This is a genomic window from Agrobacterium sp. El2ro-1b (genome assembly GCF_048298475.1).
Classification (GTDB): domain Bacteria; phylum Pseudomonadota; class Alphaproteobacteria; order Rhizobiales; family Rhizobiaceae; genus Agrobacterium; species Agrobacterium fabrum.
This window is the reverse complement of sequence record NZ_CP103458.1, coordinates 1,468,883-1,491,627: the sequence shown is the minus strand read 5'-3', so window position 1 is coordinate 1,491,627 and position 22,745 is coordinate 1,468,883. Positions and strand designations below refer to the sequence as shown.

General features: G+C 57.2%; 27 protein-coding genes and 1 tRNA gene. 25 read left to right on the top strand and 3 right to left on the bottom strand.

Annotation, left to right across the window (positions count from 1 at the left end; translation table 11 throughout):
* The gene (locus NYR50_RS07380; protein WP_418135497.1) at positions 1 to 252 is read right to left on the bottom strand and encodes a DUF982 domain-containing protein; all 252 of its coding nucleotides are present in this window, start codon (positions 250 to 252) and stop codon (positions 1 to 3) included.
* 62 nt (positions 253 to 314) lie between these two features.
* Here NYR50_RS07380 and NYR50_RS07375 point away from each other — a divergent pair, with 62 nt between their 5' ends.
* From NYR50_RS07375 to NYR50_RS07355, 5 genes are all read left to right on the top strand, one after another.
* A complete protein-coding gene (locus tag NYR50_RS07375) occupies positions 315 to 689 on the top strand; it encodes a DUF6511 domain-containing protein (protein ID WP_418135496.1) in 375 nt (124 codons plus the stop codon).
* Between the two features lie 184 nt (positions 690 to 873).
* The gene (locus NYR50_RS07370) at positions 874 to 2,223 is read left to right on the top strand and encodes a DNA cytosine methyltransferase (RefSeq protein WP_418135495.1); all 1,350 of its coding nucleotides are present in this window, start codon (positions 874 to 876) and stop codon (positions 2,221 to 2,223) included.
* 53 nt (positions 2,224 to 2,276) lie between these two features.
* Positions 2,277 to 3,140, top strand: a complete 864-nt coding sequence (locus NYR50_RS07365) for a restriction endonuclease (RefSeq protein ID WP_418135494.1) — start codon at positions 2,277 to 2,279, stop codon at positions 3,138 to 3,140.
* A gap of 59 nt (positions 3,141 to 3,199) precedes the next feature.
* Positions 3,200 to 5,413: a bifunctional DNA primase/polymerase gene (locus tag NYR50_RS07360; protein ID WP_418135493.1), complete on the top strand. Its 2,214-nt coding sequence runs from the start codon at positions 3,200 to 3,202 to the stop codon at positions 5,411 to 5,413.
* A 57-nt stretch (positions 5,414 to 5,470) separates the two neighbouring features.
* The gene (locus NYR50_RS07355; protein ID WP_092733488.1) at positions 5,471 to 5,674 is read left to right on the top strand and encodes a CsbD family protein; all 204 of its coding nucleotides are present in this window, start codon (positions 5,471 to 5,473) and stop codon (positions 5,672 to 5,674) included.
* A gap of 188 nt (positions 5,675 to 5,862) precedes the next feature.
* On the opposite strand, the gene NYR50_RS07350 is transcribed toward NYR50_RS07355, so the two are convergent.
* On the bottom strand, positions 5,863 to 7,392 hold the full coding sequence (locus tag NYR50_RS07350; protein WP_418135492.1) for an alpha/beta hydrolase: 1,530 nt from the start codon (positions 7,390 to 7,392) through the stop codon (positions 5,863 to 5,865).
* Positions 7,393 to 7,778: 386 nt separating this feature from the next.
* On the opposite strand from NYR50_RS07350, the gene NYR50_RS07345 reads away from it, so the two are divergent.
* The 19 genes from NYR50_RS07345 to NYR50_RS07255 all read left to right on the top strand — a co-directional run bounded on the left by NYR50_RS07345 (position 7,779) and on the right by NYR50_RS07255 (position 20,029).
* Complete coding sequence (locus tag NYR50_RS07345; RefSeq protein ID WP_019567255.1) at positions 7,779 to 7,940, top strand: hypothetical protein; 162 nt, start codon at positions 7,779 to 7,781, stop codon at positions 7,938 to 7,940.
* 92 nt (positions 7,941 to 8,032) lie between these two features.
* Positions 8,033 to 8,563: a VRR-NUC domain-containing protein gene (locus tag NYR50_RS07340; RefSeq protein WP_418135491.1), complete on the top strand. Its 531-nt coding sequence runs from the start codon at positions 8,033 to 8,035 to the stop codon at positions 8,561 to 8,563.
* Positions 8,564 to 8,584: 21 nt separating this feature from the next.
* Positions 8,585 to 9,538: a hypothetical protein gene (locus tag NYR50_RS07335; RefSeq protein WP_418135490.1), complete on the top strand. Its 954-nt coding sequence runs from the start codon at positions 8,585 to 8,587 to the stop codon at positions 9,536 to 9,538.
* Positions 9,539 to 9,678: 140 nt separating this feature from the next.
* Positions 9,679 to 9,755 (top strand) — tRNA-Met (locus NYR50_RS07330).
* Between the two features lie 807 nt (positions 9,756 to 10,562).
* Positions 10,563 to 10,883: an HNH endonuclease gene (locus NYR50_RS07325; RefSeq protein WP_418135489.1), complete on the top strand. Its 321-nt coding sequence runs from the start codon at positions 10,563 to 10,565 to the stop codon at positions 10,881 to 10,883.
* Between the two features lie 119 nt (positions 10,884 to 11,002).
* Positions 11,003 to 11,458: a terminase small subunit gene (locus NYR50_RS07320; protein WP_418135488.1), complete on the top strand. Its 456-nt coding sequence runs from the start codon at positions 11,003 to 11,005 to the stop codon at positions 11,456 to 11,458.
* Between the two features lie 12 nt (positions 11,459 to 11,470).
* Positions 11,471 to 13,111, top strand: a complete 1,641-nt coding sequence (locus NYR50_RS07315; protein WP_418135487.1) for a terminase large subunit — start codon at positions 11,471 to 11,473, stop codon at positions 13,109 to 13,111.
* Positions 13,111 to 14,337, top strand: a complete 1,227-nt coding sequence (locus NYR50_RS07310) for a phage portal protein (RefSeq protein ID WP_418135486.1) — start codon at positions 13,111 to 13,113, stop codon at positions 14,335 to 14,337. Before NYR50_RS07315 ends, NYR50_RS07310 begins: the two co-directional genes overlap by 1 nt.
* A 9-nt stretch (positions 14,338 to 14,346) precedes the next feature.
* Positions 14,347 to 15,465, top strand: a complete 1,119-nt coding sequence (locus NYR50_RS07305) for a S49 family peptidase (RefSeq protein ID WP_418135485.1) — start codon at positions 14,347 to 14,349, stop codon at positions 15,463 to 15,465.
* 10 nt (positions 15,466 to 15,475) lie between these two features.
* On the top strand, positions 15,476 to 16,678 hold the full coding sequence (locus NYR50_RS07300) for a phage major capsid protein (RefSeq protein WP_418137271.1): 1,203 nt from the start codon (positions 15,476 to 15,478) through the stop codon (positions 16,676 to 16,678).
* A 48-nt stretch (positions 16,679 to 16,726) separates the two neighbouring features.
* Positions 16,727 to 16,987 carry a hypothetical protein gene (locus NYR50_RS07295; RefSeq protein ID WP_418137270.1) on the top strand — a complete coding sequence of 87 codons (261 nt, stop codon included), beginning with the start codon at positions 16,727 to 16,729 and terminating at the stop codon, positions 16,985 to 16,987.
* Entirely contained in the window at positions 16,965 to 17,306 is a 342-nt protein-coding gene (locus NYR50_RS07290) for a hypothetical protein (protein WP_182590403.1), read from the top strand. Before NYR50_RS07295 ends, NYR50_RS07290 begins: the two co-directional genes overlap by 23 nt.
* Before the next feature lies 1 nt (position 17,307).
* The gene (locus tag NYR50_RS07285; RefSeq protein WP_418135484.1) at positions 17,308 to 17,655 is read left to right on the top strand and encodes a head-tail connector protein; all 348 of its coding nucleotides are present in this window, start codon (positions 17,308 to 17,310) and stop codon (positions 17,653 to 17,655) included.
* 125 nt (positions 17,656 to 17,780) lie between these two features.
* Positions 17,781 to 18,137 (top strand): head-tail adaptor protein, encoded by a 357-nt coding sequence (locus NYR50_RS07280; RefSeq protein WP_418135483.1) that lies wholly within the window; start codon positions 17,781 to 17,783, stop codon positions 18,135 to 18,137.
* Positions 18,134 to 18,592, top strand: coding sequence for an HK97 gp10 family phage protein (locus NYR50_RS07275; RefSeq protein ID WP_418135482.1), 459 nt, complete (start codon positions 18,134 to 18,136; stop codon positions 18,590 to 18,592). The genes NYR50_RS07280 and NYR50_RS07275 overlap by 4 nt, the downstream gene beginning before the upstream one ends.
* Positions 18,585 to 18,983: a DUF3168 domain-containing protein gene (locus tag NYR50_RS07270; protein WP_418135481.1), complete on the top strand. Its 399-nt coding sequence runs from the start codon at positions 18,585 to 18,587 to the stop codon at positions 18,981 to 18,983. Before NYR50_RS07275 ends, NYR50_RS07270 begins: the two co-directional genes overlap by 8 nt.
* A gap of 37 nt (positions 18,984 to 19,020) precedes the next feature.
* On the top strand, positions 19,021 to 19,470 hold the full coding sequence (locus NYR50_RS07265; protein WP_418135480.1) for a phage tail tube protein: 450 nt from the start codon (positions 19,021 to 19,023) through the stop codon (positions 19,468 to 19,470).
* Positions 19,470 to 19,850, top strand: coding sequence for a gene transfer agent family protein (locus NYR50_RS07260; RefSeq protein WP_418135479.1), 381 nt, complete (start codon positions 19,470 to 19,472; stop codon positions 19,848 to 19,850). The genes NYR50_RS07265 and NYR50_RS07260 overlap by 1 nt, the downstream gene beginning before the upstream one ends.
* Before the next feature lie 29 nt (positions 19,851 to 19,879).
* On the top strand, positions 19,880 to 20,029 hold the full coding sequence (locus NYR50_RS07255) for a hypothetical protein (protein WP_418135478.1): 150 nt from the start codon (positions 19,880 to 19,882) through the stop codon (positions 20,027 to 20,029).
* Between the two features lie 13 nt (positions 20,030 to 20,042).
* On the opposite strand, the gene NYR50_RS07250 is transcribed toward NYR50_RS07255, so the two are convergent.
* On the bottom strand, positions 20,043 to 20,375 hold the full coding sequence (locus NYR50_RS07250) for a hypothetical protein (protein ID WP_418135477.1): 333 nt from the start codon (positions 20,373 to 20,375) through the stop codon (positions 20,043 to 20,045).
* A 54-nt stretch (positions 20,376 to 20,429) separates the two neighbouring features.
* On the opposite strand from NYR50_RS07250, the gene NYR50_RS07245 reads away from it, so the two are divergent.
* The gene (locus NYR50_RS07245) at positions 20,430 to 22,742 is read left to right on the top strand and encodes a tape measure protein (RefSeq protein WP_418137237.1); all 2,313 of its coding nucleotides are present in this window, start codon (positions 20,430 to 20,432) and stop codon (positions 22,740 to 22,742) included.
* Positions 22,743 to 22,745: the final 3 nt, after the last annotated feature.

The window sequence follows — 22,745 nt, the reverse complement described above, 5'->3', positions numbered from 1 at the left end:
TCACTTGTCACGAACAAACACATGGGCCTCTTCGGCAGCCTTAATGAAGGCTTTGCGAGCCTTAACCGGCTCTTCGAGACCCTCCAGCAAGGCAAGGCACATCTGCTTCGCGTTGTTCAACTTCTTGCCGGCGTCAGTCGGCCATTGGTTCATCAGTGTCAGCGCGGCTTCGCTCGTGCTGTTGATGGTCCTGTATTGGCCGACCTTGCCGGTCTGGAATGTAACCGGCTTTTTCCATTGTTTCGGGTCCATTACGCGATACCTCCCGGTGCGAGTCAACTTCGCATGGGCTGCATTGTTCCATCGGTGGCAGCATGACCAAACTCCCAACGACACCGCGCCAGCACACGCCAACGGTCGACGCCAACCATAACCCCACCACGTGTTTCGTCTGCGGCATGCACGCCTTCGGGATCGGCGTGAACCAAAACCGTAGAGACAAAGATCCTCACTTTATCTGCCGGAGGTGCGCTGTGGGAATCGACAATTACAAGAAGATCGAACGGCTCGATGACTACGAGCTGCGGGCCTTGGACGCCGGCGTTGATGCGGTTGGCGAATACATCGCGGAGCATGGCGTGACGGACCTCGCGCACTTCGACGAACTCATGCAGCGGATGATGGTCAAGGCGGCGTGGGAGGGCTGTGCGCGTGGGTTGAGGGCGGCGCTCAGTGAGGCGCCGTTTTGAGAATAAAATGCACAGCTTGTTAAATAGCCAGGCCAAACGAGAGACAATACTGCCGAGAATGCCGCGGTGTTGGATACATCGAGCGTCATGAACCATGCGCCATGAGCTACCCGGAATGTCCTTGGGAGTATGAGACAATGACTGGTGGTTGGGCATGCAATAAATGCGGAAGGAGTGGCCCTCTGTGATAAAACACGCAAATGACAATAACTCCGGCCTACGCTTCTTGTCGGTATGCTCCGGCATAGAAGCGGCGTCGGTAGCTTGGCACCCGCTCGGCTGGAAAGCCGTGGCGTTCTCGGAGATTGAGAAATTCCCTTCGGCCGTGCTGAAGCACCACTATCCGGATGTTCCAAACCTTGGCGATTTCACCAAGATCGACATCAAGACGCTTGGTCGCGTCGACATTCTCGCAGGAGGTACGCCTTGCCAGGCGTTCAGTGTGGCTGGCCTTCGTCAATCTCTCGCCGATGCGCGAGGAAACTTGTCACTCGAATTCGTGAGGCTTGCGCATGAGCTCGCAGCTAACAATGGACTTCGGAATGTCGTCTGGGAAAACGTTGTCGGCGTTCTCAGCACCAAAGACAACGCCTTCGGCTGCTTCCTCGCCGGACTTGTGGGCGCTGATTCCCCCATCGAACCACCGAGGAGAGGGAAGTGGGCGCGTCACGGTATGGTCTCTGGACCTAAAGGACGGGCCGCGTGGGCTGTCAAAGATGGGCAATTTTTCGGAGTGGCCCAACGACGCCGCCGTGTGCTCGTTGTCGCAGATTTTGGAAACGGGGCAGATCCCGCAGCGGTTCTTTTTGAGCCCGAAAGCATGTTCAGGGGTACTCCGCCGAGCAGAGAAGCGCGGAAAGACATTGCCCCCACAATTAGCGCACGCACTAAAGGCGGCGGCGGGCTCGGAACAGACTTCGATTTAGATGGTGGGCTGGTGCAGGTTTCACACCCGTTGCTTGCGAAGGGAAACTGTAGCCATGATGCCACGAAGGAGACGTATGTCCCAACATGGCCGGCCGAGGTTGCGTCAACGCTAAACGCCGCGTTTGGCAAAAAGCTCGGGCTTGAAAATCAGCACATAAATTCTGGCGCTCCTCTGTTCGTACCGTCGGCAGTCAGCGTCGCTGGCGACATTGCTCACACACTCAAAGGTGAAGGTGCGGATGCCAGCGAGGATGGAACGGGCCGGGGTACGCCCATCATCACTTGCGCCCCAATTACGCCTGCTATGGTCAGCAACGGTGACAGACATACCGGTTTCCGGGACGAAAACGGCTTAGTAGTTGAAACCTATGTGATCAGGCTAGTTAGGCGCCTTACTCCCGTCGAATGCGAACGCCTCCAAGGGTTTCCCGACAACTACACGGACATACCATGGCGCGGCAAAGCTAACTCACCTGACGGCCCACGCTACAAAGCTCTCGGCAACAGCTGGGCCGTTCCTAAATTCATCTGGCTCGGCGAGAGAATTCAAAATCTGATGCCGGCGAACGACAACTCAATAGAACTCAACCAGAAACGAGCAGCCTAACTTTTGCGAAACCAAAGCGTGCGATCGTCGCCAGATCAATTGGGGGTGATCGCATGCTAAAAGTTAAGACAAAAGTGCCTGGTTACGGCGACTTTATATGGCCAACCGTGGTTGCGTTCAGGGAGCTTGGAGGCTCTGCTGACAAGCAGCAATTGCTAGACAAGATAGCGGAGATCATGGGGTTATCGGAAGATGTGATGACGGAACTCCACCACAATGGACCAGCGTCGGAAGTCTCATATCGCGTAGCTTGGGTTCAGACGTGGCTAAAACACGCCGGTATTCTGGAAAACCCGAAACGCGGCGTCTGGGTTCTGACATTGATTGGGAGAAGTGTTTCCAAGGAGGAAGCTGAAAGCGTTGCACCTAACAAAAAACGCATATCAGCAAAGGGGAGCGACACGGTACAAGTCGACGTCGAACCTGTTTTGCCGGCAACCACTCCAGTCGATGAGATCGAATGGCAGACGGACGTGCTGGACACCATCAAAAGCATGAACCCAGCAGCATTTGAACGGCTGGCGAAACGCCTACTGCTCGAACTGGGCTTCTCAAAGGTGACTGTGACAGGCGGCTCAGGTGACGGCGGGATTGATGCAGTCGGAACAGTAACCGTCAACAGCGTTTTGACCTTCAAAGTCGTGGTTCAATGCAAACGTTACAAGGATACCGTCGGAGCGGGCGACCTCCGCAATTTTAGGGGCGCCATGCAGGGGCGAACTGACAAGGCGCTATTTATCACAACGGGTACTTTCACCAAAGGCGCCCTGGATGAAGCGACACGAGATGGCGTGCCTGAAATTGATTTGATCAACGGGGAGGATCTCACCGCGATCCTCAAGGAATTGAAGCTCGGCGTAAAAACCGAGATGGTCGAAAAAGTCAGCGTGGTGAAGGAGTTCTTCGCCGAAATTTAAACAGCATACAGCGTCGACCACCAATCGGTGCTGCCTCACCACCACAGAGGAGACCCACATTGCAAACGCCGCTTGAACTAGCGCAACACTACGTCGCCCAAGGCTGGCCGGTATTTCCCTGCCGCTCGCACGCCGAGGAGAATGTCGACCAAGCGACTGGCGAGGTCATCACGCTCGGCGAGAAGACGCCTTTGACCCCCAATGGCTTCAAGGGCGCAACGCGCTTTCCGCGCATCATCGAGAGATGGTGGTCGGACTGGCCGGATGCTGCCGTTGGGTTGCCGACAGGCGAAAAGACCGGCTTCTTCGCGCTCGACATCGACAACAAACCTGGCGGCGCCAACGGCTTTGACTGGCTGTCGGAGATGGAAGCCGAGCAGGGTCCGCTGCCCGACACGGCGCGCGTGACGAGCCCGAACGGCGGCCTACATATCTACTTCAAGTACGTCGTCGGCACTCGCAACCGCGGCGCGCTTGGTGCTGGCGTCGATATCCGGTCCGAGGGCGGTTATGTTCTCGCGGCTGGCAGTACGATGGCCAACGGCCGCTCCTACAAGTGGGAAACGGACACACGCGAGATCGCCGACGCGCCAGCGTGGCTGCTCGACCTGCTGCTGCCGAAGTCGGCGCCCGCTCACACCCAGTACAGCCTGTCGGCTGCGACGAACAACGCGTACGTTGATGCTGCCGTTGATCGAGAATTGGCGGACCTTGCTGGCGCGCCAATGGGCACGCGCAACAATGCTCTGAACGACGCTGCATTCTCGATCGGCACCATCGTCGGCGCCGGTGCGCTTAGCGAAGCAGAGGCACGTGCCTTGCTGCAAGACGTCGCGCGCGGCTGGGGCAGGGACTGGTCGCGCTGCTGCAAGACGATTGAGAACGGGATGAAGGCTGGCATCCAGAACCCGCGCCACATTCCCGAGCCAGACTTCCCGGCACACGACAACACGCGCCTGGTCGACATCACGCGGATGATCCAACGCGGACTTGAGAAGGGCAGGCTGCGCGAGCAGGCGGCTGCGGCAGAGGCGGACATTATATCAGAACCCGCACCGAAAATAGAGGAGTCACCAGCCAGTGATATCGAGCCCGCAAACGACAACGTGCCTTTGCCTACAGAACAGCAATCGCCAATCACAGCCACTGCATTCAAGTGGATCGATCCCAAGACATTGCCGCGCCGTGAGTTTGCCTACGGCTCGCACTTCATCCGCAAGTATGTGTCTGTAACAGTATCACCGGGCGGCCTTGGTAAGACGTCGGCCAGCATCGCTGAGGGCCTTGCTATGGTGTCGGGCAGGGCGCTGCTCGGGATCAAGCCACCCAAGCGCTTGCGCACGTGGATATTCAATGCCGAAGACCCGCGCGACGAGATGGAGCGGCGCATCATGGCGGCTTGCATCCACTACAAGCTGAAGCCTGCAGACCTTGAAGGGCATCTCTTCCTGGATAGCGGCCGCGAACAGGAACTGGTCGTCGCCGTCGAAGACAAGAAGGCTGGCGTTCGCATCCAGCAGCCGATTGTTGAGGCGGTGGTCGAGCAGATTGAGCGATATGGCATCGATGTCATGATTGTGGATCCATTCGTGTCCACGCACGGCGTGAACGAGAACGACAACGGCGCAATCGACAAGGTGGCGAAGCTCTGGGCGCAGATCGCCGACTACACCAACTGCTCAATCGACATCGTGCATCATCTGCGCAAGGTCGCCGACCGAGAGGCTACCGTCGAAGATGCCCGCGGTGCGGTGTCGCTGATCGGCGCGGCGCGCTCGGTGCGCGTCCTCAACCGCATGTCGGAAGAGCAAGCAGGTGAGGCGGGTATCAACAAGGAAGATCGTTTCGGATACTTCTACACCACCTACGGCAAGTCGAACCTGACGCCGTTGTCGCATAAGGCGGAGTGGCGCCATCTCGTGTCGACGCCACTAGGAAACGGGACCGGCCTTGCTCAGCCCCAGGACTTCGCGCCGGTGGTGACGGAATGGCATTGGCCGAGCGCCGAGGAAGTATCGGGAGACCTCACGGAGGACCAGCGCGCGTCGATTCTAGCGGCTGTCAGCGCTTCCGACTACAAGAAGTCACCGAAGGCCAAGAACTGGGTCGGAAGCGCTGTAGCGTACGCTGTGGGGCTGGATTTGGATGACAACGTCCAGCGAAAGCGGGCGTCCAGCCTTGTGACTGCGCTGATGCGTGAAGGTGCGCTCGTCGAGCGGGAGGAGCGCGATCCAGTGCGGCGGGAGTTGGCGGTGTTTGTCAGGGCGGCTTAAGGAACCAACCAGCACCTGCTGCGTTTCCTCATCACACAACAAAGAGGAGACATATCAATGGATTGGAACCGTGTAGAAGGTAACTGGAAGCAGATGAAGGGCAAGGTTAAGGAGCAGTGGGGCAAACTCACCGACGACGACCTTGACGTCATCAATGGCAAGCGCGAGCAGCTGGAAGGCAAAATCCAGGAGCGTTATGGCTATGAGAAGGACCAGACCAAGAAAGATATCGACGACTGGTATGGTCGTCAGGGTTGGTAATGTAGTGCGGGGCCGCTGGTCAGAAATGGCTGGCGGTTTTTTACGGAACTAAAGATGTTCTCGCAAGTTATGTGGCCAGACAGCTTGCGCACTGACCACAGATGTACTGGCAGACAGCGATAGCTACAGGAAGGCTGGGGCAGAGATGCACCGGCCTTTTTTGTGATGGACTGAGCGGCACGTTACGGCTAGTTCCGCATTCTCCAGAATACCGCTTCACCCTCTGTCTCTCTGACGAGCGAATGCCTAAGATGTGGGGCAGCATTTTTCTGCAGGATGTCGAATACATCTTTGATAACGTCCCTGCTACTCGCAAAATAACCATGGGAAAAGTCGCCCAAGTTTGCGTCGTTCACCATCACCGTATCCATCCCCTCTAATACGAATGTAGGCGGAGTAAATCCCACGCGTGAAACAGACCTGAGCCAGCCTGATATTTTTAGCGCGAAATCGTCCTTGGATACATAGGAAGTCACCCTCTTACATCTTCCGATAATATGCTTGCCTTGATAGGGCATTATTTGAGAGTCTACGTCTGCCGCTGATAATATTACCTGCTCTACACGATTCAGAACCGAAGTTCTTCCATTTGAAAGGGTCTCAAGGGCTCCTACAAGGCATTTGCACCCCATGCTGTGCGCAATCAGATTTACTTTCCTGTCTGGGGTTTTTTTCACGAAGTCAGCGATAAAATCCGCTAGAACATACTTGCTTGCCTCTGCGTTGGCCTCGTCGGCTAGGTATGACCGAAAGTCTCCCTTGGATGGCCAACTGAAAAGTCCAATGCCTTGCCCTATGCCGAGATCAAACCCAAGCTGTGCAGTGCGTAGGACGGCGTCATCGAAACTCGTGTTGAAACCGTGCACGAAAACCGTTGGCGTATTTTTCTGTGTCATCTTGCTTGCAGTGTCAGAGAGAAACTGCCAAAAAAGCTCGTCACTGAGCGAGATTAAACTCTCCCGCCTCAGGGTGTCGTCCTTGAGGTTCAAAAGTTTTTTCCAGAGTGATGTGCCGAGCTGACCGATCCGGTGTCCATCCGGAATGATGACTTCGCATATGCCGTAGCTTAATGATTCTAATCGCTTCGCCCCGAAAGTTTCAAGCTTTCCACGCGTTAAAATAGGGTCTCGGTTGGTTGCGAAGAAAACATCGTATTGGTTCTTTGGTTTCTTTTCAGATGACTTCTTAGGTTGATTTAGGCTTTGTTGGTCTGTACGGCGAATTTGCACACCCACTATGGTCTCGATGATCGATGCTGCCCGGTCGACCACAGTGGCTAATTGGCGATCAGAAAGCGATGATGCAGAGAATCGTGCGTTAATGAGCGCTGCCTTTTCCAGATCAACGTTTATGAGGACAGCGCTATCAAATAGGGCGGAATAAAAGCGCGAATTTTCTATTTCTACGTTCGTAAGGTTCGCTTTAGTGAAGTCTGCGTGGTCGAAATTTGACCGTGAAAGGTTGGCTCCGCTGAGTTGAGCGCCTCTGAATTTTGCTCTCGAGAAATTTAGACTTGAAAGATCGCTACCGCGAAGGTCAGCTCCTGAAAGATTGATATTCTCGAAGTACCTTGATGTTTTTGGCGCATCACGAAAGTCTGGCGGCAGGTAATCATAGAAATTGACTTCAGAGAGCGAGGGCGAAAATTTAACTTTCTTCCTTCGTCTGTTCCAGGCATCGACGCCTTCTCGCAGCCACGAAGCATGTTCTAGATTCATGGATATACTCCTGATATGCCGCCGCATCGATGTTGTCGTCGATGGAAACCGCCCGACTATTTCATGATAAGTATACAACCAATTTCTAAATCAATAACAACTTCTAATACCGCCCGGATAGCGCATTTTTTATCCGTGCAGTAACTGTGCACATCCGGGCGGAGACACCTGCACAGCGCTGCCCGGTTAGTGCACGTTTAGTAGGGTATATATTTATATATACCCCTACACGTGCAACCGTGCAGGGCGGTGTGCCGCGCGCACGGTTCTCAAGATGATTTATTCAGGCAACGTGCGGCGGGCAGATGGGCGGTCCGGGTGCAACCTGCATTTTGACTGGAACCCGAATCAGGGCGATCGCATTTGCGGTTCAGAAGGAGGGCGCCATGCCAGACAACGAAACGCAGCCATACACCGTCGAGCAACTGCAACAGGAATATTCGGTCAGCCTGCCAAAGGCCGTCGAGGTCATGGATCGGTTCGGCGGAGATCGACGGACGATCAAGAAGCTGATGAAGCGATGTCCGCATCGCGGTGACGAGCACTAAAAAACGACCGGCGTTCAGCCGGTCTTTTCTTTTGGCCAAAAAATATTTCACAAATCGACTACCCGTTTTCGCGCCTCTCTCGGAAAGTATGTGTGTCGCCACCACCACTGGCGAGCCACCACGAGGAGACAGCCATGGGAAAAGCCACCACCCAAACCACCCGCGTCAACGGGAAGCGCGTTGTGATCCGCACAAGCGCCAAGGGCAAAGTCTCTGTGGCCGATGCACCCGTCAAGGAAAGCGAAGGGCAGGCGGCCCAAGTGCGCGCCCTGCGGTCGCTGCCGGAGTATAGCCGCCAGTTCCTGCTTGCTGGCGACATGAACAGCGCCAAGCGTGGCCCACGTGCCCAGGCCGACGCAATCGCAACCGGCATGACGCCGGGCGAAGCTGACCTGCGGATCTACCTCAAGGGCGGCGCGTTGCGGATGATCGAGAACAAGGTCGGCAAGGGCAGGCTATCTCCGGCTCAGGTTGATCGTCATGCATCGCTGGCGCGGCTCGGGCATCCAGTTGAGGTGGTGCGGTTCACATCCACGGCAGAAGCGGCCAGCAAGGCGGTAGCACTGGTCAAAGGCTGGCTGGCCGACAACGACAATCACCCAACGCAAGCGCAGCAGCAGTAAGAGCACCACAGGGGAGACGATATGGCCAGACACGGATCACTTGCAGAGCAGCTTTTCACGTTGTCGAACGAAGCGACCACGCCAAAAGCCAAATCACGCTCAGCCGCGAACGACAACAAGCCGAAAAAGGAACCACCGCCAAGGTACAGAGGAACGCTACCCGCTTTAAGGTGGCTTTGGGACAATCACCCAGATCTCGCACCGGCTGTTGCTGGAGCCCTGCCAAGGCAGGCTGCGAATTGGTTTATGGATGTCGAACCTACACGACAAGAAATCCGCCCCACGGTCGGCGAACTGATTGCAGCCAGTCAAGACGATGATGGTAAATCAGTCCAGCAGACCTACGAACGCCATGGTGGATCGTGCCACGTGACGCTTGGCAGGTTGAAATTTCGAGACGGTTTGCTGACGGAGTGGGGTGTCACGAAGAAGGGAAAAAAGCTCAAGCCGACTGACCGCCCGAGGAACACAGAAGACAAGTCGCAGAAGACCCGCAAAATTTCGTTCTATCTAGAAACCAAGCCTACGACCAAATCGCCGTTCGAAGCAGATCACCTGCACCGGTCGATATCGAAAGAGCCGGCAATCGCATCAATGTACGATCCTCTTCCAGGCGTTGAGGCAGCACGAGCGCTTCTTGCTTCGCTTGGCGTCGATGGGTCCCGGCAAGCCGGAGACATACCGGTGCCGATTTCCTTCGGGCCTCTAGTGCCTGCGGACGGCGCAGGGTTTCTCGGTGGGGTATCAAGTCCATCAGGCAATTCATCGGAAGGGGCGATCATGTGGGATGCGCCCGAGGATCGCAAAAGCAGTGCGGCTTCGGTCATTGAGGAGGTGGCGGCTTCTGGAACGCTAAAGTCAATTGGCATGCGTCTTGGATACAGTGAGGGTTACGCAGACAGGGCAGGTAAGACAGCCCTTCTAGAACTAGCAGAAATATTGTCGCTGACGGAAAAGCACAAAAAAACTGCATAGCATGTGCCTTTTTGTGGCGCGATGTTGCGTACTCTTATGAAGGGGATAGGCACACACCTATCCCCACTGAGACGCGACTGAGGTCGCCCCGCCGTCATGCTGCATTCGGTGCAGCCGCTGAACGCAGCGGGTAACTATCACGTGGAGTAGAGCAGTCCGGTAGCTCGTCAGGCTCATAACCTGAAGGCCGTGAGTTCGAATCTCACCTCCGCAACCAATCCCATGCGCGTTCTCCTCCGCTTGCATGGTGATCGTGCGGCCCGTTCCCTTAATTGGTTGAGCGGGCCGCTTTTGTTTTCCTTCCGAAGATCGGCGCTATGGCCTAGTATCTGGCCTACCTGGTTTCGGCAGGTTACGTGGGATGGGGCGTTCACTGCCACCCCCTCCACCAGCGTCAGGCATCGGTCGATCCGGACCACTCTGCACTCTTGCCGTCATCTCTCCCTGGCTTGGAAAATCAAATTGGATGCGGCGTCCCACCACAAATCTTTGTCGTTCCCTTACCCTATCGAGAATTTCTTCGGTGGGAGTAAAGCTCTTGAACTTTGCGAGGAGATCGTCGCCAAGGTTTAGCGTCTTATTGTCGGTGCTAAATACGATGTCCGGGCAATGTGGGATTGATGGTGTCCTTGGTTCCGGTGTTGAGGTTGGCTCAGTGGGGAACATAGGTTTTATCGCTATCACTTTCGCATCGGGCCGATCGGGACGAAACTGATCGGCGACGCTTAGCGTGCGAACGTGCCCAACGGTGTATCCGTCAAGGTTAATCGCCGCAAAGTCCTTACGCAGTTGAACGATATCCACTCGTGGACACGGTTGTTGACTGTGGGTTTGGGAAAAGGCGCCGGTAGGCGCCAATAGTAAACTACCTAAGACTAAGGTTACGGGCGCAAATAAACGAACGCTGTCCATCAGTTTCCCCCTGATCCTTGAGCGGATAAACCTACAATTGCACCGTACTGTGCATTTGTCTAGAAGGTGTATTTTTTGCTCCTTACTGCATAGTGGTGCTGAGGAAGCAGCAATGCCCAAACCCTACGGCCGCTCATCCGAGGCCGCACTCTACCGTCGCCTCTACAAGACAGCACGGTGGCAGCGATTGCGCGAGGCGCAGCTTGCTGCCGAGCCCTTGTGTCGCTTCTGCCTGGCTATTGAGGATGTCACGGAAGCGACGGTGTGTGACCACGTCAAACCTCACAAGGGCGATGAGGCTTTGTTCTATGACCCATGCAACCTGCAATCGTTATGCGCTCCATGCCACGACACACTGAAGGCTCGCATCGAGCGAGGCCAGCAGGCTGTGGTCATCGGCGTTGATGGTTATCCGATCGATGTCGGTGCGTAGGGGGTGCCTCGAAAGTGGCCGGCCGGCCACCGCAGGACCGCCGGGGTAACGCAATTCAAATGCAAACACAGATTTTTGCCTAGCGCGTGCGCAAGCGCGCGTGCGCGAGGGGATTCCGCATGTCTGAGAAGAAAAGCCGTGTCGACAGCGTTGATGAGGCCGTGAGGATTGCCTCGGCGGCATCTGATGACATCCAGTTTCCAGAGAACGTTCCGCTCGACGATGGCGACGTACCATTTTTCAAGAACGTCATTGCCGAATACGCCCGCGCCGACTGGTCGGCGCACCAGCTTGAGATTGCTGCGATGCTTGCCCGCACGATGGCCGACCTTGTGAGGGAGCAGGACCTGCTTCGCACCGAAGGTTCAGTTGCCGTCACCGAAAAAGGCACGCCGGTCGCCAACCCACGCAAGTCGGTAGTCCAGATGCACGCTTCTTCCATCCTTTCGTTTCGCCGATCGCTGGCGCTGCATGCGCGCGCCGTACAAGGCGAGGCGAGGGACGCGGCCAAGCGTCGAGACCAAGCCAAAGAGATTGAGGCGGGCGCAACCGTGGACGACGAACTCCTAGCCTAATCGAGGTTGTGAATGCTTTCTGAGGCCGTGGTCGGCGCCATCAAGTGCGGCCCGATCCCGGTTCTGCGCGACTGGCGCGGACTACCGACGTCGGAGCTCACCCGCGGCGAAAAGATGTGCCGCTTCATCGAAGAATACCTGGTTGTGCCAGAGGGCGCGCTCGTCGGTCAGCCAATCAGACTGCTCGACTTCCAGGTGGCCTTCATCCTGTCAGTCTACGACAACCCGAACGGCACGTCGCGAGCCTATCTGTCGATCGCACGTAAGAACTCCAAGACGGCCACCATCGCCTGTCTGTTGCTCGGCCATGTGATTGGACCGGAGGCGTTTCCGAACAGCCGCATCATGTCGGGCGCGCGTTCTCGCGACCAGGCTGCGGAAGTTTTCAACTACGCCAGCAAGATGCTGATGATGTCGCCGCGTCTGAAGGGGCTATATCGCATCGTCCCATCCGGCAAAATGATTGTCGGCCTGCGCAAGAACGTCGTGTATCGCGCCAGCTCGGCGGAAGCCAAGAGCGCGCACGGTGGCTCGCCGTTGGTCGCCATCCTCGATGAGGTTGGCCAGATCAAAGGCCCGCACGATGACTTCGTGGAAGCGATTGTAACGTCGCAGGGCGCGTACGGCGACAAGGCGATGATCTTCGCTATTTCGACGCAGGCAGCTACTGACGGCGACCTTTTCTCGCGATGGCTGGACGATGCCGAGACATCAAAAGCACCACGAACGGTTTCGCACCTATACACGGCTCCGGCTGATTGCGACGTCCTCGACGAGGAAGCGTGGAGGGCGGCAAACCCTGCGCTTGGCAGGTTCAAGTCCGTTTCATCGGTTCGCGACGACGCGGAGCGCGCGGCACGTATGCCGACCGAAGAGGCCAGCTTTCGTTGGCTACATCTCAATCAAAGGATTGATGCGAATGCTCCGTTTGTGTCGCCGGCTATCTGGCGAGCGTGCAACGCTCGAGTTGTGGACTTTGATGGTCTCCCTGTCTTTGGTGGGCTCGACCTTTCTGAGGTAAGCGACCTGACTGCTCTGGTTCTCATGGCGCCGAAAGAGCAGGACGGAAAGACCACTTGGCACGTTAAGCCGACGTTCTGGCTGCCCGGCGACGGGATACGCGCAAAGGCTAAGGCCGACCGTGTGCCGTACGACGTGTGGCACAAGGATGGCCAACTTGAAGCCGCCCCGGGAAAGACAGTGGACTACGAATTTGTTGCGCATTACCTGCGCGACCAGTTCGAAGAGATGGACATCCGCAAGATTGCGTTCGACCGCTGGAATTTCAGGCATCTGAAACCTTGGCTGCAGAAGGCTGGTTTTACCGACGATCAGCTTGAAGGCGACGACGCTGTGTTCCAGCCGTTCGGGCAGGGCTTCCAGTCGATGTCTCCAGCTCTACGCGAGCTCGAAAGCATCATCCTCAACGGCAATCTCGCCCACGGCGACCATCCCGTACTGACGATGTGCATGATGAATGCGACCGTCAAGGCCGATCCCGCAGGCAATCGAAAGCTGGTCAAGCACAACCGCGAACGCCGCATCGACGGCGCAGTCGCCTTGGCAATGGCAACGGCGATGGCCGGAACCTACGAAACCAGTGACACCGGCGACATGGACGACTTCATCAACAACATGGTTATGGTGATCTAATGGGTCTCTTCGATAGATGGCGCGGAGTACCTATCAAGCTCACCGACGGTGAGTTCTGGCGTGGGTTCTTCGGGCTGGGCACGACATCCGGCGAAAGCGTGACGATTGAAACGGCGCTCCAGCTTGATGCTGTGTGGGCGTGCGTCAATCTGATCCGGAATGCTGTGATCATGCTGCCGTGTAACGTCTACAAAGACGATGGCGTGACAGTGGATAGTGCCTCGCCGCTGTATGACTTGCTGCACGACATGCCGAATCTGGACGACACTGCCTCGGATTTCTGGGCCATGGTCGTCTTGTGCTTGTGCTTGGACGGAAATTTCTTCGCTGAGAAGAAGTTGAACGGCGGCAAGTTGGTAGCGCTCAATCCGCTGCCGCCTCTTGCCGTCAACGTCTGCCGCGATAGTCGCAACGCGCGATACTATGAGGTCACGGAGAGCGGCAAGAAGCGCAGGATAGCCGAAGACAAGATGTTCCACGTTCGTGGGGCTGTCTTGCCTGGGTGTGACCGAGGCATGTCGCCCATCGGCGTCGTTAGAAACACGGTTGGTAACGCTCTGGCGGGCGAAAAAACTGCTGGAAGTATGTTTGCCAACGGTTTCCAGCCAGCCGGGATACTTACGTCAGACCAGATCCTCAAGGATCCTCAGCGCGCTCAGCTGAGTGAGATGCTCAAGCAATTCTCAGGGTCAAACAAGCCCGGCAAAGTCGCCGTCCTTGAGGCTGGCCTCAAATACGAGCAGCTAACAATCAATCCAAAAGATGCGCAGATGCTTGAAGTGCGCCAGTTCAGCGTTGAGCAGATTTGCCGAATTTTCGGTGTTCCTCCGGTGATGATTGGGCACGCTTCGAACGGCACGACGACCTGGGGCAGTGGCATCGAGCAGCTGATCCTGCAGTTCATCAAGACTTGCCTTGGGCCTCTGGTCAAAAGCATTGAATCTGCCGTCTATCGCGACCTTCTCGACGAAAAAACACGCAAGACCACCATTGTGAAATTCAACATGGAAGGCTTGCTTCGCGGCGATAGCACGGCGAGGGCTGAATTCCTTTCGAAGATGGTCACGAGCGGCATCTACACGCCAAACGAGGCCCGTTCTTACGAGAACAAGGCCCCAGTCGACGGCGGCGAAAAGGCAATCGTCAACGGCACCATGACCCCGCTCGATAAGGTCGGTCAGGCCAACGATAACGCGCCACAAACGCCAGCATCGCGCGCTGCATAAGGGAAAATCATGAAGTTTGAACACCTGATTTCGGTCTTTCTGGCCGAACCTTGGGCTATTCAGCGCGAAAAACTGGGCGTTTTGGCTGATGTTTTGGTGGCGCGGGCCGAAGGTGAGAAGCTGTTTTCGTCCGAGTTCGCGGCATCGATCGACGATGCGCGCGCCAAGGAAATCGCAGAATCCAGCGGCAGCGTGGCCGTTATCCCGGTTTACGGGGTGTTGGCCGACAAAATGGACCTGTTTTCCGCGATGAGCGGCGGGACATCGTATGCCGGCATCAAGAAATCGTTGCACAAGGCGCTTTCGAACGCGGACATCAAGGCTGTCGTGCTCGACATCGACAGCCCTGGCGGCACGGTGCCAGGCACAGACGAGCTTGCGACCGAAATTCGCAAGCTGCGCGGCGGCGAAAAGCCGATCATCGCGCAGGTCAACAGCCTTGCGGCAAGCGCTGCTTACTGGATCGCGGCATCGACCGACGAAATTGTCGTCACGCCTTCCGGCCGCGCGGGTTCAATCGGCGTTTACACGGCGCACGATGACATGTCTGCTGCCCTTGAGCAGAGAGGCATCAAGCGCACCTACATTTCTGCCGGCAAGCACAAGGTCGAGGGCAACGAGACAGAGCCGCTTGGCAAGGACACGCTTGCCCACGTGCAGGACGGTGTGAACCGCTCGTACAATCGGTTTGTTGCAGCCGTTGCTGAAGGGCGCGGCGTGACGGTCAGCAAGGTTGAGGACGGCTACGGTCAGGGGCGCGTGTTCTACGCAGAAGCCCTCATGGACCGCGGAATGGTCGACCGCATTGCGACGCTTGACGAAACCTTAGCCCGCTACGGCGCGGACGCGGAACCTGCGCCGGTAAAGCGCATCAAGGCCGCGAACGCCGCGAAGGCTGAGGCCGCACAGACGCTGGTTGCGAAGATGTCCGCCGGCGAGCAAATCACAAAACGCGAGTTCGAAAACGGCATCAGGGGACTGATGGGGTTGTCGGGCTCTGAGGCAGAGCGGGCCGCTCGGCTCTACCTCAAGGATGGTCAGGGGGCTCCTGACGTCGAGACGGATGCTGCTGCTTTGGCAGCCATTGAACGGATTTTGGCCGAAGCAAAAACACCCCTCATTCAATAAGGAGCCTTTCATGGCCGAACTTGCAGAAAAAATTGGCGAACTTGGCGCCTCCCTCGCATCCATCAAGGAGCAGGTTGGCAATCTCGCCACTGACTTTACCTCGAAGCTTGTCGCAAACGGCGAAGTTTCGGCAGAGCTGAAAGAAAAGACCGACAAGGCGTTGTCCGAACTCGGTGACATTACGACCCGTCTTTCCGACATGGAAAAGCGCGCCGCGCGCGAGCGGGAAACCGACGAAGACGAGCAGAAGTCGCTTGGTGACCTCGTCATCGACTCTACCGAATTCAAGGCTGGCATGCTCACCGGTGCATCTCGCGGCTCTATCCGCGTGAAGGCCGACCGCGCTGCCATTACCTCTGCCAATACCACTGTCGGCGCCGGCCGCTCTCAGGGTACTTCTCTGGTTCCCGGCGCGCGCGTTCCTGGCATCTTTGGTCTGCCTGAGCGCCAGCTGACGATCCGCGACCTCGTTCTGCCTGGTCAGACTGCTTCGAGCTCGATCGAGTACGTCAAGGAAACGGGCTACACGAACAATGCGGCGCCGGTCGCTGAAACGACTGCGAAGCCTTATTCGGATCTGACGTTTGACATGACGTCCGCGCCGGTTCGCACCATCGCGCACCTGTTCAAGGCCTCGCGCCAGATCCTGGACGACGCGCCCGCGCTTCGCTCCTACATCGACGGCCGCGCTCGCTATGGTCTGCGGTTCGCTGAAGAAAATCAGCTGCTGAATGGCTCTGGCACCGGCCAGAACATCCACGGCTTGGTTCCGCAGGCTACCGCGTTCAACCCGGCCTTCGCTGCCGCCGACGAAACGGGCATCGACCGTCTCCGTCTGGCTGTTCTGCAGGTCGTGCTCGCTGAGTATCCGGCAACCGCGTTCGTTCTGAACCCGATTGACTGGGCAAAGATCGAGCTAACCAAGGATGCCGGCGGCAATTACATCATCGGCAATCCGCAGGGTTCACTCACTCCGACTCTCTGGAACCTGCCGGTCGTTTCGACGCAGGCCATGGCCGCAGGCGAGTTCCTCACCGGTGCATTCAGCTTCGCAGCTCAGATCTTCGACCGCATGGAAATCGAGGTTCTGCTTTCCAGCGAGAACGTCGACGACTTCGAGAAGAACATGTTCACGATCCGCGCTGAAGAGCGTCTGGCGTTCGCCGTCTATCGCCCCGAGTCCTTCGTGACCGGCGATGTCGAAGGCGCCTGATTGACCTGAGGGGAGCTTCGGCTCCCCTTTCCTTGAAAGGGAGTGAACATGACCGATTTTCTAGAAGTGAAGGCCAAGCGCACGTTCGCAGTTGGCAAAGAACTGAAGACCAAAAAGAGCGATCCGTTTCAGGTCGAGGCCGGCGAGGCGAAGCAGCTTGATGAGCTGGGCCTCGTCGATATTTTGGGCGAGGTGCAGGCCGCCGTGGAAGACGGCGCCGCGGATGAAGCCGATGACCAGCCGGTGATCTCCTCTGCTCGCTCGACGAAGAAGAAGGACAAACCCGATGCTGTCAACGAAGGTTCGTAAGCGCAGGGTCGCGTCCTATATCGGCGCCGGTATCGTCAACGGTATCGGCTCACCGGTGAATTCTGTTGCGCCTGCCATCACAGGCACGGCCCAGGTTGGGCAGACACTGACGTCGACCACTGGCACATGGTCCGGCTCGCCGACTTACGCGCGGCAGTGGTTTGCGGCTGGCGTCGCGATTTCTGGTGCAACGGCGGCGACCTACGTTCCTGTAGTTGGCGACGTTGGTAAGGCTATCACGGTTCGCGTCACGGCCACAAACGACAAGGGCAGTGTGCCCGTCACAAGCGCGCCGACGGCCGCAGTTGTGGCGGCCTAATATGGCCATCGTCGATCTCGAAACCGTCAAGAAGCACCTCCGTGTCTTTCATGAAGATGAAGATACGGAGATCGGCCTCTATCGCGACGCCGCTGAAAGCATCGTAACGCAGCATCTAGATCGCGAAGTGGTCGCCATCGGCGAAACGCCTACGGCTGCCGACGGCATCGCCGCTTCGCCTGCCATCGTATCTGCGATCCTGCTTGTGACTGGCGATCTTTACGAGGTTCGGGAACCCGATCAGAAGGCGACAGGCGACGCAGTCCTTCCGCGCGCAGTGCGGATGCTTCTGGCACCGTGGCGTATCTGGCGAACCGTGGCAGACGACTATGTGGCTACGATTCCATAAACCATTCGATTGGCGCCAGCCGGGTTTCACCGTCGCATATCAACCTGGCCTCTACAACGTCACGCGCAAATGCGCCGCGGCTGCCATAGCGGCCAAGGCCGCCGAACCCACCAAGGATCGACCGAATGCCAAAACGCAAGAGGGCGGGCGCAGGCTCGCTGAGTGAGCGCATCGGCTTTGAGGCCGAGGTCGAAGGCGATGACGGGTATGGTGGGACCATTATAGGATGGAATGAGGTCTTCGTTGAGCCTGCTCGCCTTGAACCGCGCGTCGGTTCGGAAACGGTCATCGCCAGCCGCCTGCAAGGCTTGCAGCCCTACACCATGACTGTCCGCAGCAACGAGCGAACGCGCACCATTACGCCGGCTTGGCGGGCGCGGAATAAGCGTTCTGGCCTGGTCTACGCAATCAAGGCTGCGGTCAATATCGACGAACGCAACCAGTGGATCGAGCTGCTTGTGGTGCAGGGGGAGGCGGGATGACTATTCTAGGCCTCGCCAAACTCAATCGAAAACTGAAACAGCTTCCTGCCGCTGCTGAAAAACGAATAAAGGAAGCAATGGCGCAGGGTGCCGACGAGATTGTCGCGCTCATGAAGTCGCTTGTTGCCGTTGATAGCGGCGAACTTCGCGATTCGATTGGCTGGACATGGGGCGACGCTCCGAGATACAGCCAGAAAATTGCCACCGTGAAGTCCGCTGATGGCAAACTTGTAATCACGATTTACGCCGGAAACAGCAAGGTGCGCTATGCTCACCTTGTAGAGTTCGCCACCAAGGCGCACGAAAACGCCGGCCAGTTCCCCGGTACTCAGCATCCAGGCACCAAAGCGCAACCGTTCTTCTTCGTCTCCTATCGCGCTCTGCGCCGGCGCACGAAGTCGCGCATAACACGCGCGATTAACAAGTCTGCGAAGGAGGTGGCGGCGAATGGCTGATCCCACCCTCGAGCTCCAAGGCGCGATTATTGCTCGCCTCAAAGCCAATGCAGCCGTAACCGCGCTGGTTGGAAATCGCATCGCCGATATCCCGCAGTCGACATGGGCCAAACCCTACATCAGCATCGGTCCTTCAAACTACGTGGCAGAGCTTATCGACTGCATCGACGGCGGCGAGATCATGATGCAGATCGACTGCTGGTCGGAATCTACGACCATGAAGGAAATCCGCGACATTGCTGGCGCCGTGCGCCGAGCACTGCGCAACTGGGATCCTGACTTGGCAACCAACGCCATCGTGACCTTCGATCCATGGCGCACTGACTTCATCCGCGACGGCGCACTTAAGCAGGCGTCACTTCGCTACACGGCGATCGTCGAAGAGCCGTAGAACCTCACCAATCACTAAATTTTAAGGGGCACGCCCTATGGCAGCTGCAACAACTATCAAGGGCGGCAAGGTCCGCGTTCTTCTTGGTAATGACGAAGATCCTATCGTTTACACCTCTCCGTGCGGCTTCACGCAGCGCTCTATTACGCTGAATAAAGGCCTTGAAGAGGTCAATATCCCTGACTGCGAAGACCCGGACAAGGTCGACTGGGTTGGCCGTGACGCAACTTCTCTCTCGATGAGCATTTCTGGCGAAGGTGTGCTTGCCTCAGAGAGTGTCGATACATGGATTGAGGGCTTCGAGAGCATCGACAGCATTCCGGTCAAGGTCGAATGGGAGTTCCCAGCAAAGACGATCACCTGGACCGGCCGCATGCATATCGAAAGCATGGAAGTCGGCGCCAACAACGGCCAGCGCGCAACCAACAACGTCTCTCTCCAGAGTGACGGCGAGATGGTTCGCGTAACTACGCCGGTCACGCCTTAATGCGGGATGCGACTGTCACATTCGATTGGGCAGACGGGACGTACTCGTTCCGCCTCGCCTGGGGGCAGTTGGGGGAACTCCAAGAGAAGACCGATGCCGGTCCGTACGTCGTACTCCAGCGCCTGCACAGCGGCGAGTGGCGCATCGAAGACATCAGCAACATCATCAGGCTCGGCCTGATCGGTGGCGGGATGCAGCCTTCGCCAGCCCTCAAGTTGACACGCGCCTATGTCGAGGCTCGCCCACCGATGGAGAGCCTCATTCCCGCGCAAGTCATTCTGTCGGCCGCCCTCATGGGCGCACCGGAGGAGGCTGTGGGGGAGGGAGACGCAGCAAATCAAACCGAAAACAGCTCGACGAACTCCCAAACGGAAAGCTGAGATTTGCTGCTATCTACGGGACCGGCGCTGTGATTGGGTTCACGCCGCAGCAGGTCAACGATATGACGGTGTGGCAATTCATGGCTGCTGTTGACGGCTACGTCGAGGCCAACACGCCGGATGACGGCGGGCTGACGGCTAAGGAAGTCGATGAGCTTTGGGGGTGGATATCCGGTTAATGGCAGCGTCACTCTATTTGTATTCGACGTCCCGAATACGGCAGTCGGCTTTTTTAACCGGCAGACCTTGAGGTCCATAGTTTTTTGCGTAAGCGACGTCGCCGGGAGCGATATTTTCCGCATTAACCGACAGAGTGGTCAGCGCCTTACCGTTTTCTCCTAATAGGCCGCACTCTGCGGCAATGAAGGTGATCGTTTTCACGGAATTGTTGTGGAACTTCAATACAAGCTCAGCCGCTCCCGTCTGAGTGCGGCTGAACGACTCGTATTCAAATTCAGCTGTATCCGCCGCCGCGACACTCGCAAAAGCAGCAAGTATTATTGCTGTATTGACCACCAATTTCATAAACTTCTCGCCTCCCGCCGTGGTTGAGCGCGCATTATCAGGGAAACTAGATAAATGGCAACAGACCTAGAGCGTCTCGTCGTTCAGCTTTCGGCCGACGTAAAGGGATACCAAAACGCGCTTAACCGGGCGCAGGGGATCACCAATCGGCAGGCGCGCGCGATCGAGAGCCGGTTCGCATCAATGAACAAGCGGCTGACCGCCAGCTATTCTGGCGTCGCTGCTGGTGCTGCGAAAGCCTTTGCTCTTATCGGAGGCGCGCAGGGGTTTCGTCAGCTTTCCGATAGCGCTACGAAGATCGACAACTCTCTAAAAGTGGCTGGCCTGTCCGGCGAGGAATTGGAGGGCGTATACCAGAAGCTTTTCGCAGCCGCGCAGAAGAATGCAGCGCCGCTTGAGACGCTGGTGCAGCTTTATGGCCGCGTCTCGCTGGTGCAAGGCGAACTTGGCGTTTCGTCTGAGCAGATCGTCAGCCTATCTAACAATGTCGCCCTTGCGCTTCGCGCTTCTGGCCAATCTAGCCAGGAAGCATCCGGCGCCCTGCTGCAGCTTTCGCAGGCCTTGGGATCTGGCGTTGTTCGCGCCGAGGAGTTCAACTCTATCCTTGAAGGCGCGCCGACCATTCTGCAAGCTGCCGCAGCGGGCATTCAACAGGCTGGCGGCTCCGTTGCGAAGCTCCGGCAGATTATGCTGGATGGGCAGCTTTCTTCGAAAGCGTTCTTTGACGGCATCAATGCCGGTGCACCAGTTCTTGAACAGAAGGTTGCTGGCGCAGTTTTGACGCTTGATCAGCGGCTGGAGAACCTTCGAACCGCACTTACTAACGCCACGCGCGACTTCAATAGGTCTTCGAACGCTGCAAACACGTTCGGCTCGGCCATCGACAACATGGCGAACTTCGTCAACAGCGTCGACATGGATGGCCTGTCTTCTGACATTGGCGCCATAATCAAACTCCTTAATGAAGGTGCTACTGCGGCGCAGAACATGGCCGAGTGGATTGGCAGGATTAGTGGCCTTCAAAATATCGGCGCCGGTGTGGTTGATGCGCTCGGCGGGAAGGACGGCAAGGTTTCCTACCTTGGCGGCGCGCTGACGATAGAGTCTACCGTCAAGTCCGCCGATAAGCTGAACGACATCACAGCCAAACGCCTCGACCTTGAGAAACAGATTGCTGAAATAAAAGCCAATCCCATGAATGTCCTTGGGCAGGCAGAGGTTCGTCAACTTGAAGGTCAGATAAAGGGGCTGCAAGAAGAGGCCGCAAAGCTTGCTCCAACTGCTGTTCAGACGGCCCTCGAAAAGACAAAAATCGAATACCCGTCAACGGCACCAACAATTGGGTCGGGCGGTTCTGGCAAGAAATTCACGCCGATTGACATCACCGATCCTCAATATCAGGTGACATCCAGTGGCGGCGGCGGGAAGAGTGGGAGATCCGGCCGCACCCGTGCCGACGAATACGCTCGCGAAGTCGAGCAGATCACGAAGCGCACGGCGGCTTTGAAGGCTGAAACCGAAGCGCAGGCTGGCCTTAATCCTCTCCTGAACGACTACGGCTACACACTGGAGTTCGCGAGGGCAAAGCAGGACCTGCTCACTGCCGCGCAAGAGGCTGGTGTCGAGATAACGCCCGAACTTACGGCCAGCATCGAGCAGCTCGCCGCCGGCTACGCGAACGCCGTGGTTGCGTCCGAGCAGCTTGCTGAAAAGCAAGATGAGATCCGCCAGCGTGCCGAAGAAGCCATGGCCACCGCCAAGGATGTGACACGGGGCATCATTGACGGCTTCGTCGAGGGCGCAAGCGCGGCGGACATTTTGGCAGATAGCCTGAAGAAGATCGGTAATGCCCTCTTGGACGATGTGCTCAACAACATCTTCAAGATCAACAATGCCGGCGGCGGCGGTGGAGGGTTCTTGAGCGGCCTGTTCAGCCTCTTCGGCGGCGGTGCGTCTCGGTACGCCGGCCTGTCAGGCGGGCTTTTCTCAGAAGGCGGCTACACCGGCGACGGAGGCAAGTACCAGCCCGCCGGCGTCGTGCATAAAGGCGAATACGTCTTTGATCAGGCGGCAGTTAAGGCTGCCGGCGGCCCCGCAGCCATGGAGGCTATGCGGCGCGGCCTGAAAGGTTACGCTGACGGCGGGTATGTCGGGATTTCGGTTCCGAGTGTGCCGACTTTGCGATCCATGTCCGCACAGTCGGCGGGTGTCGTCGTGAACTTCAATCCTGTCGTCGACAACCGCGGTGCATCTGTTGAAGCCGTCGCGAGACAGGAAAAGGCGCTAGCCAAGATGCAGGGCGAGCTACAGAGCCGCGTAGAAGCGGCGGTTCGGTCTGCTCAGAAACGAAACGTGAAGTTGGGGTAAGGC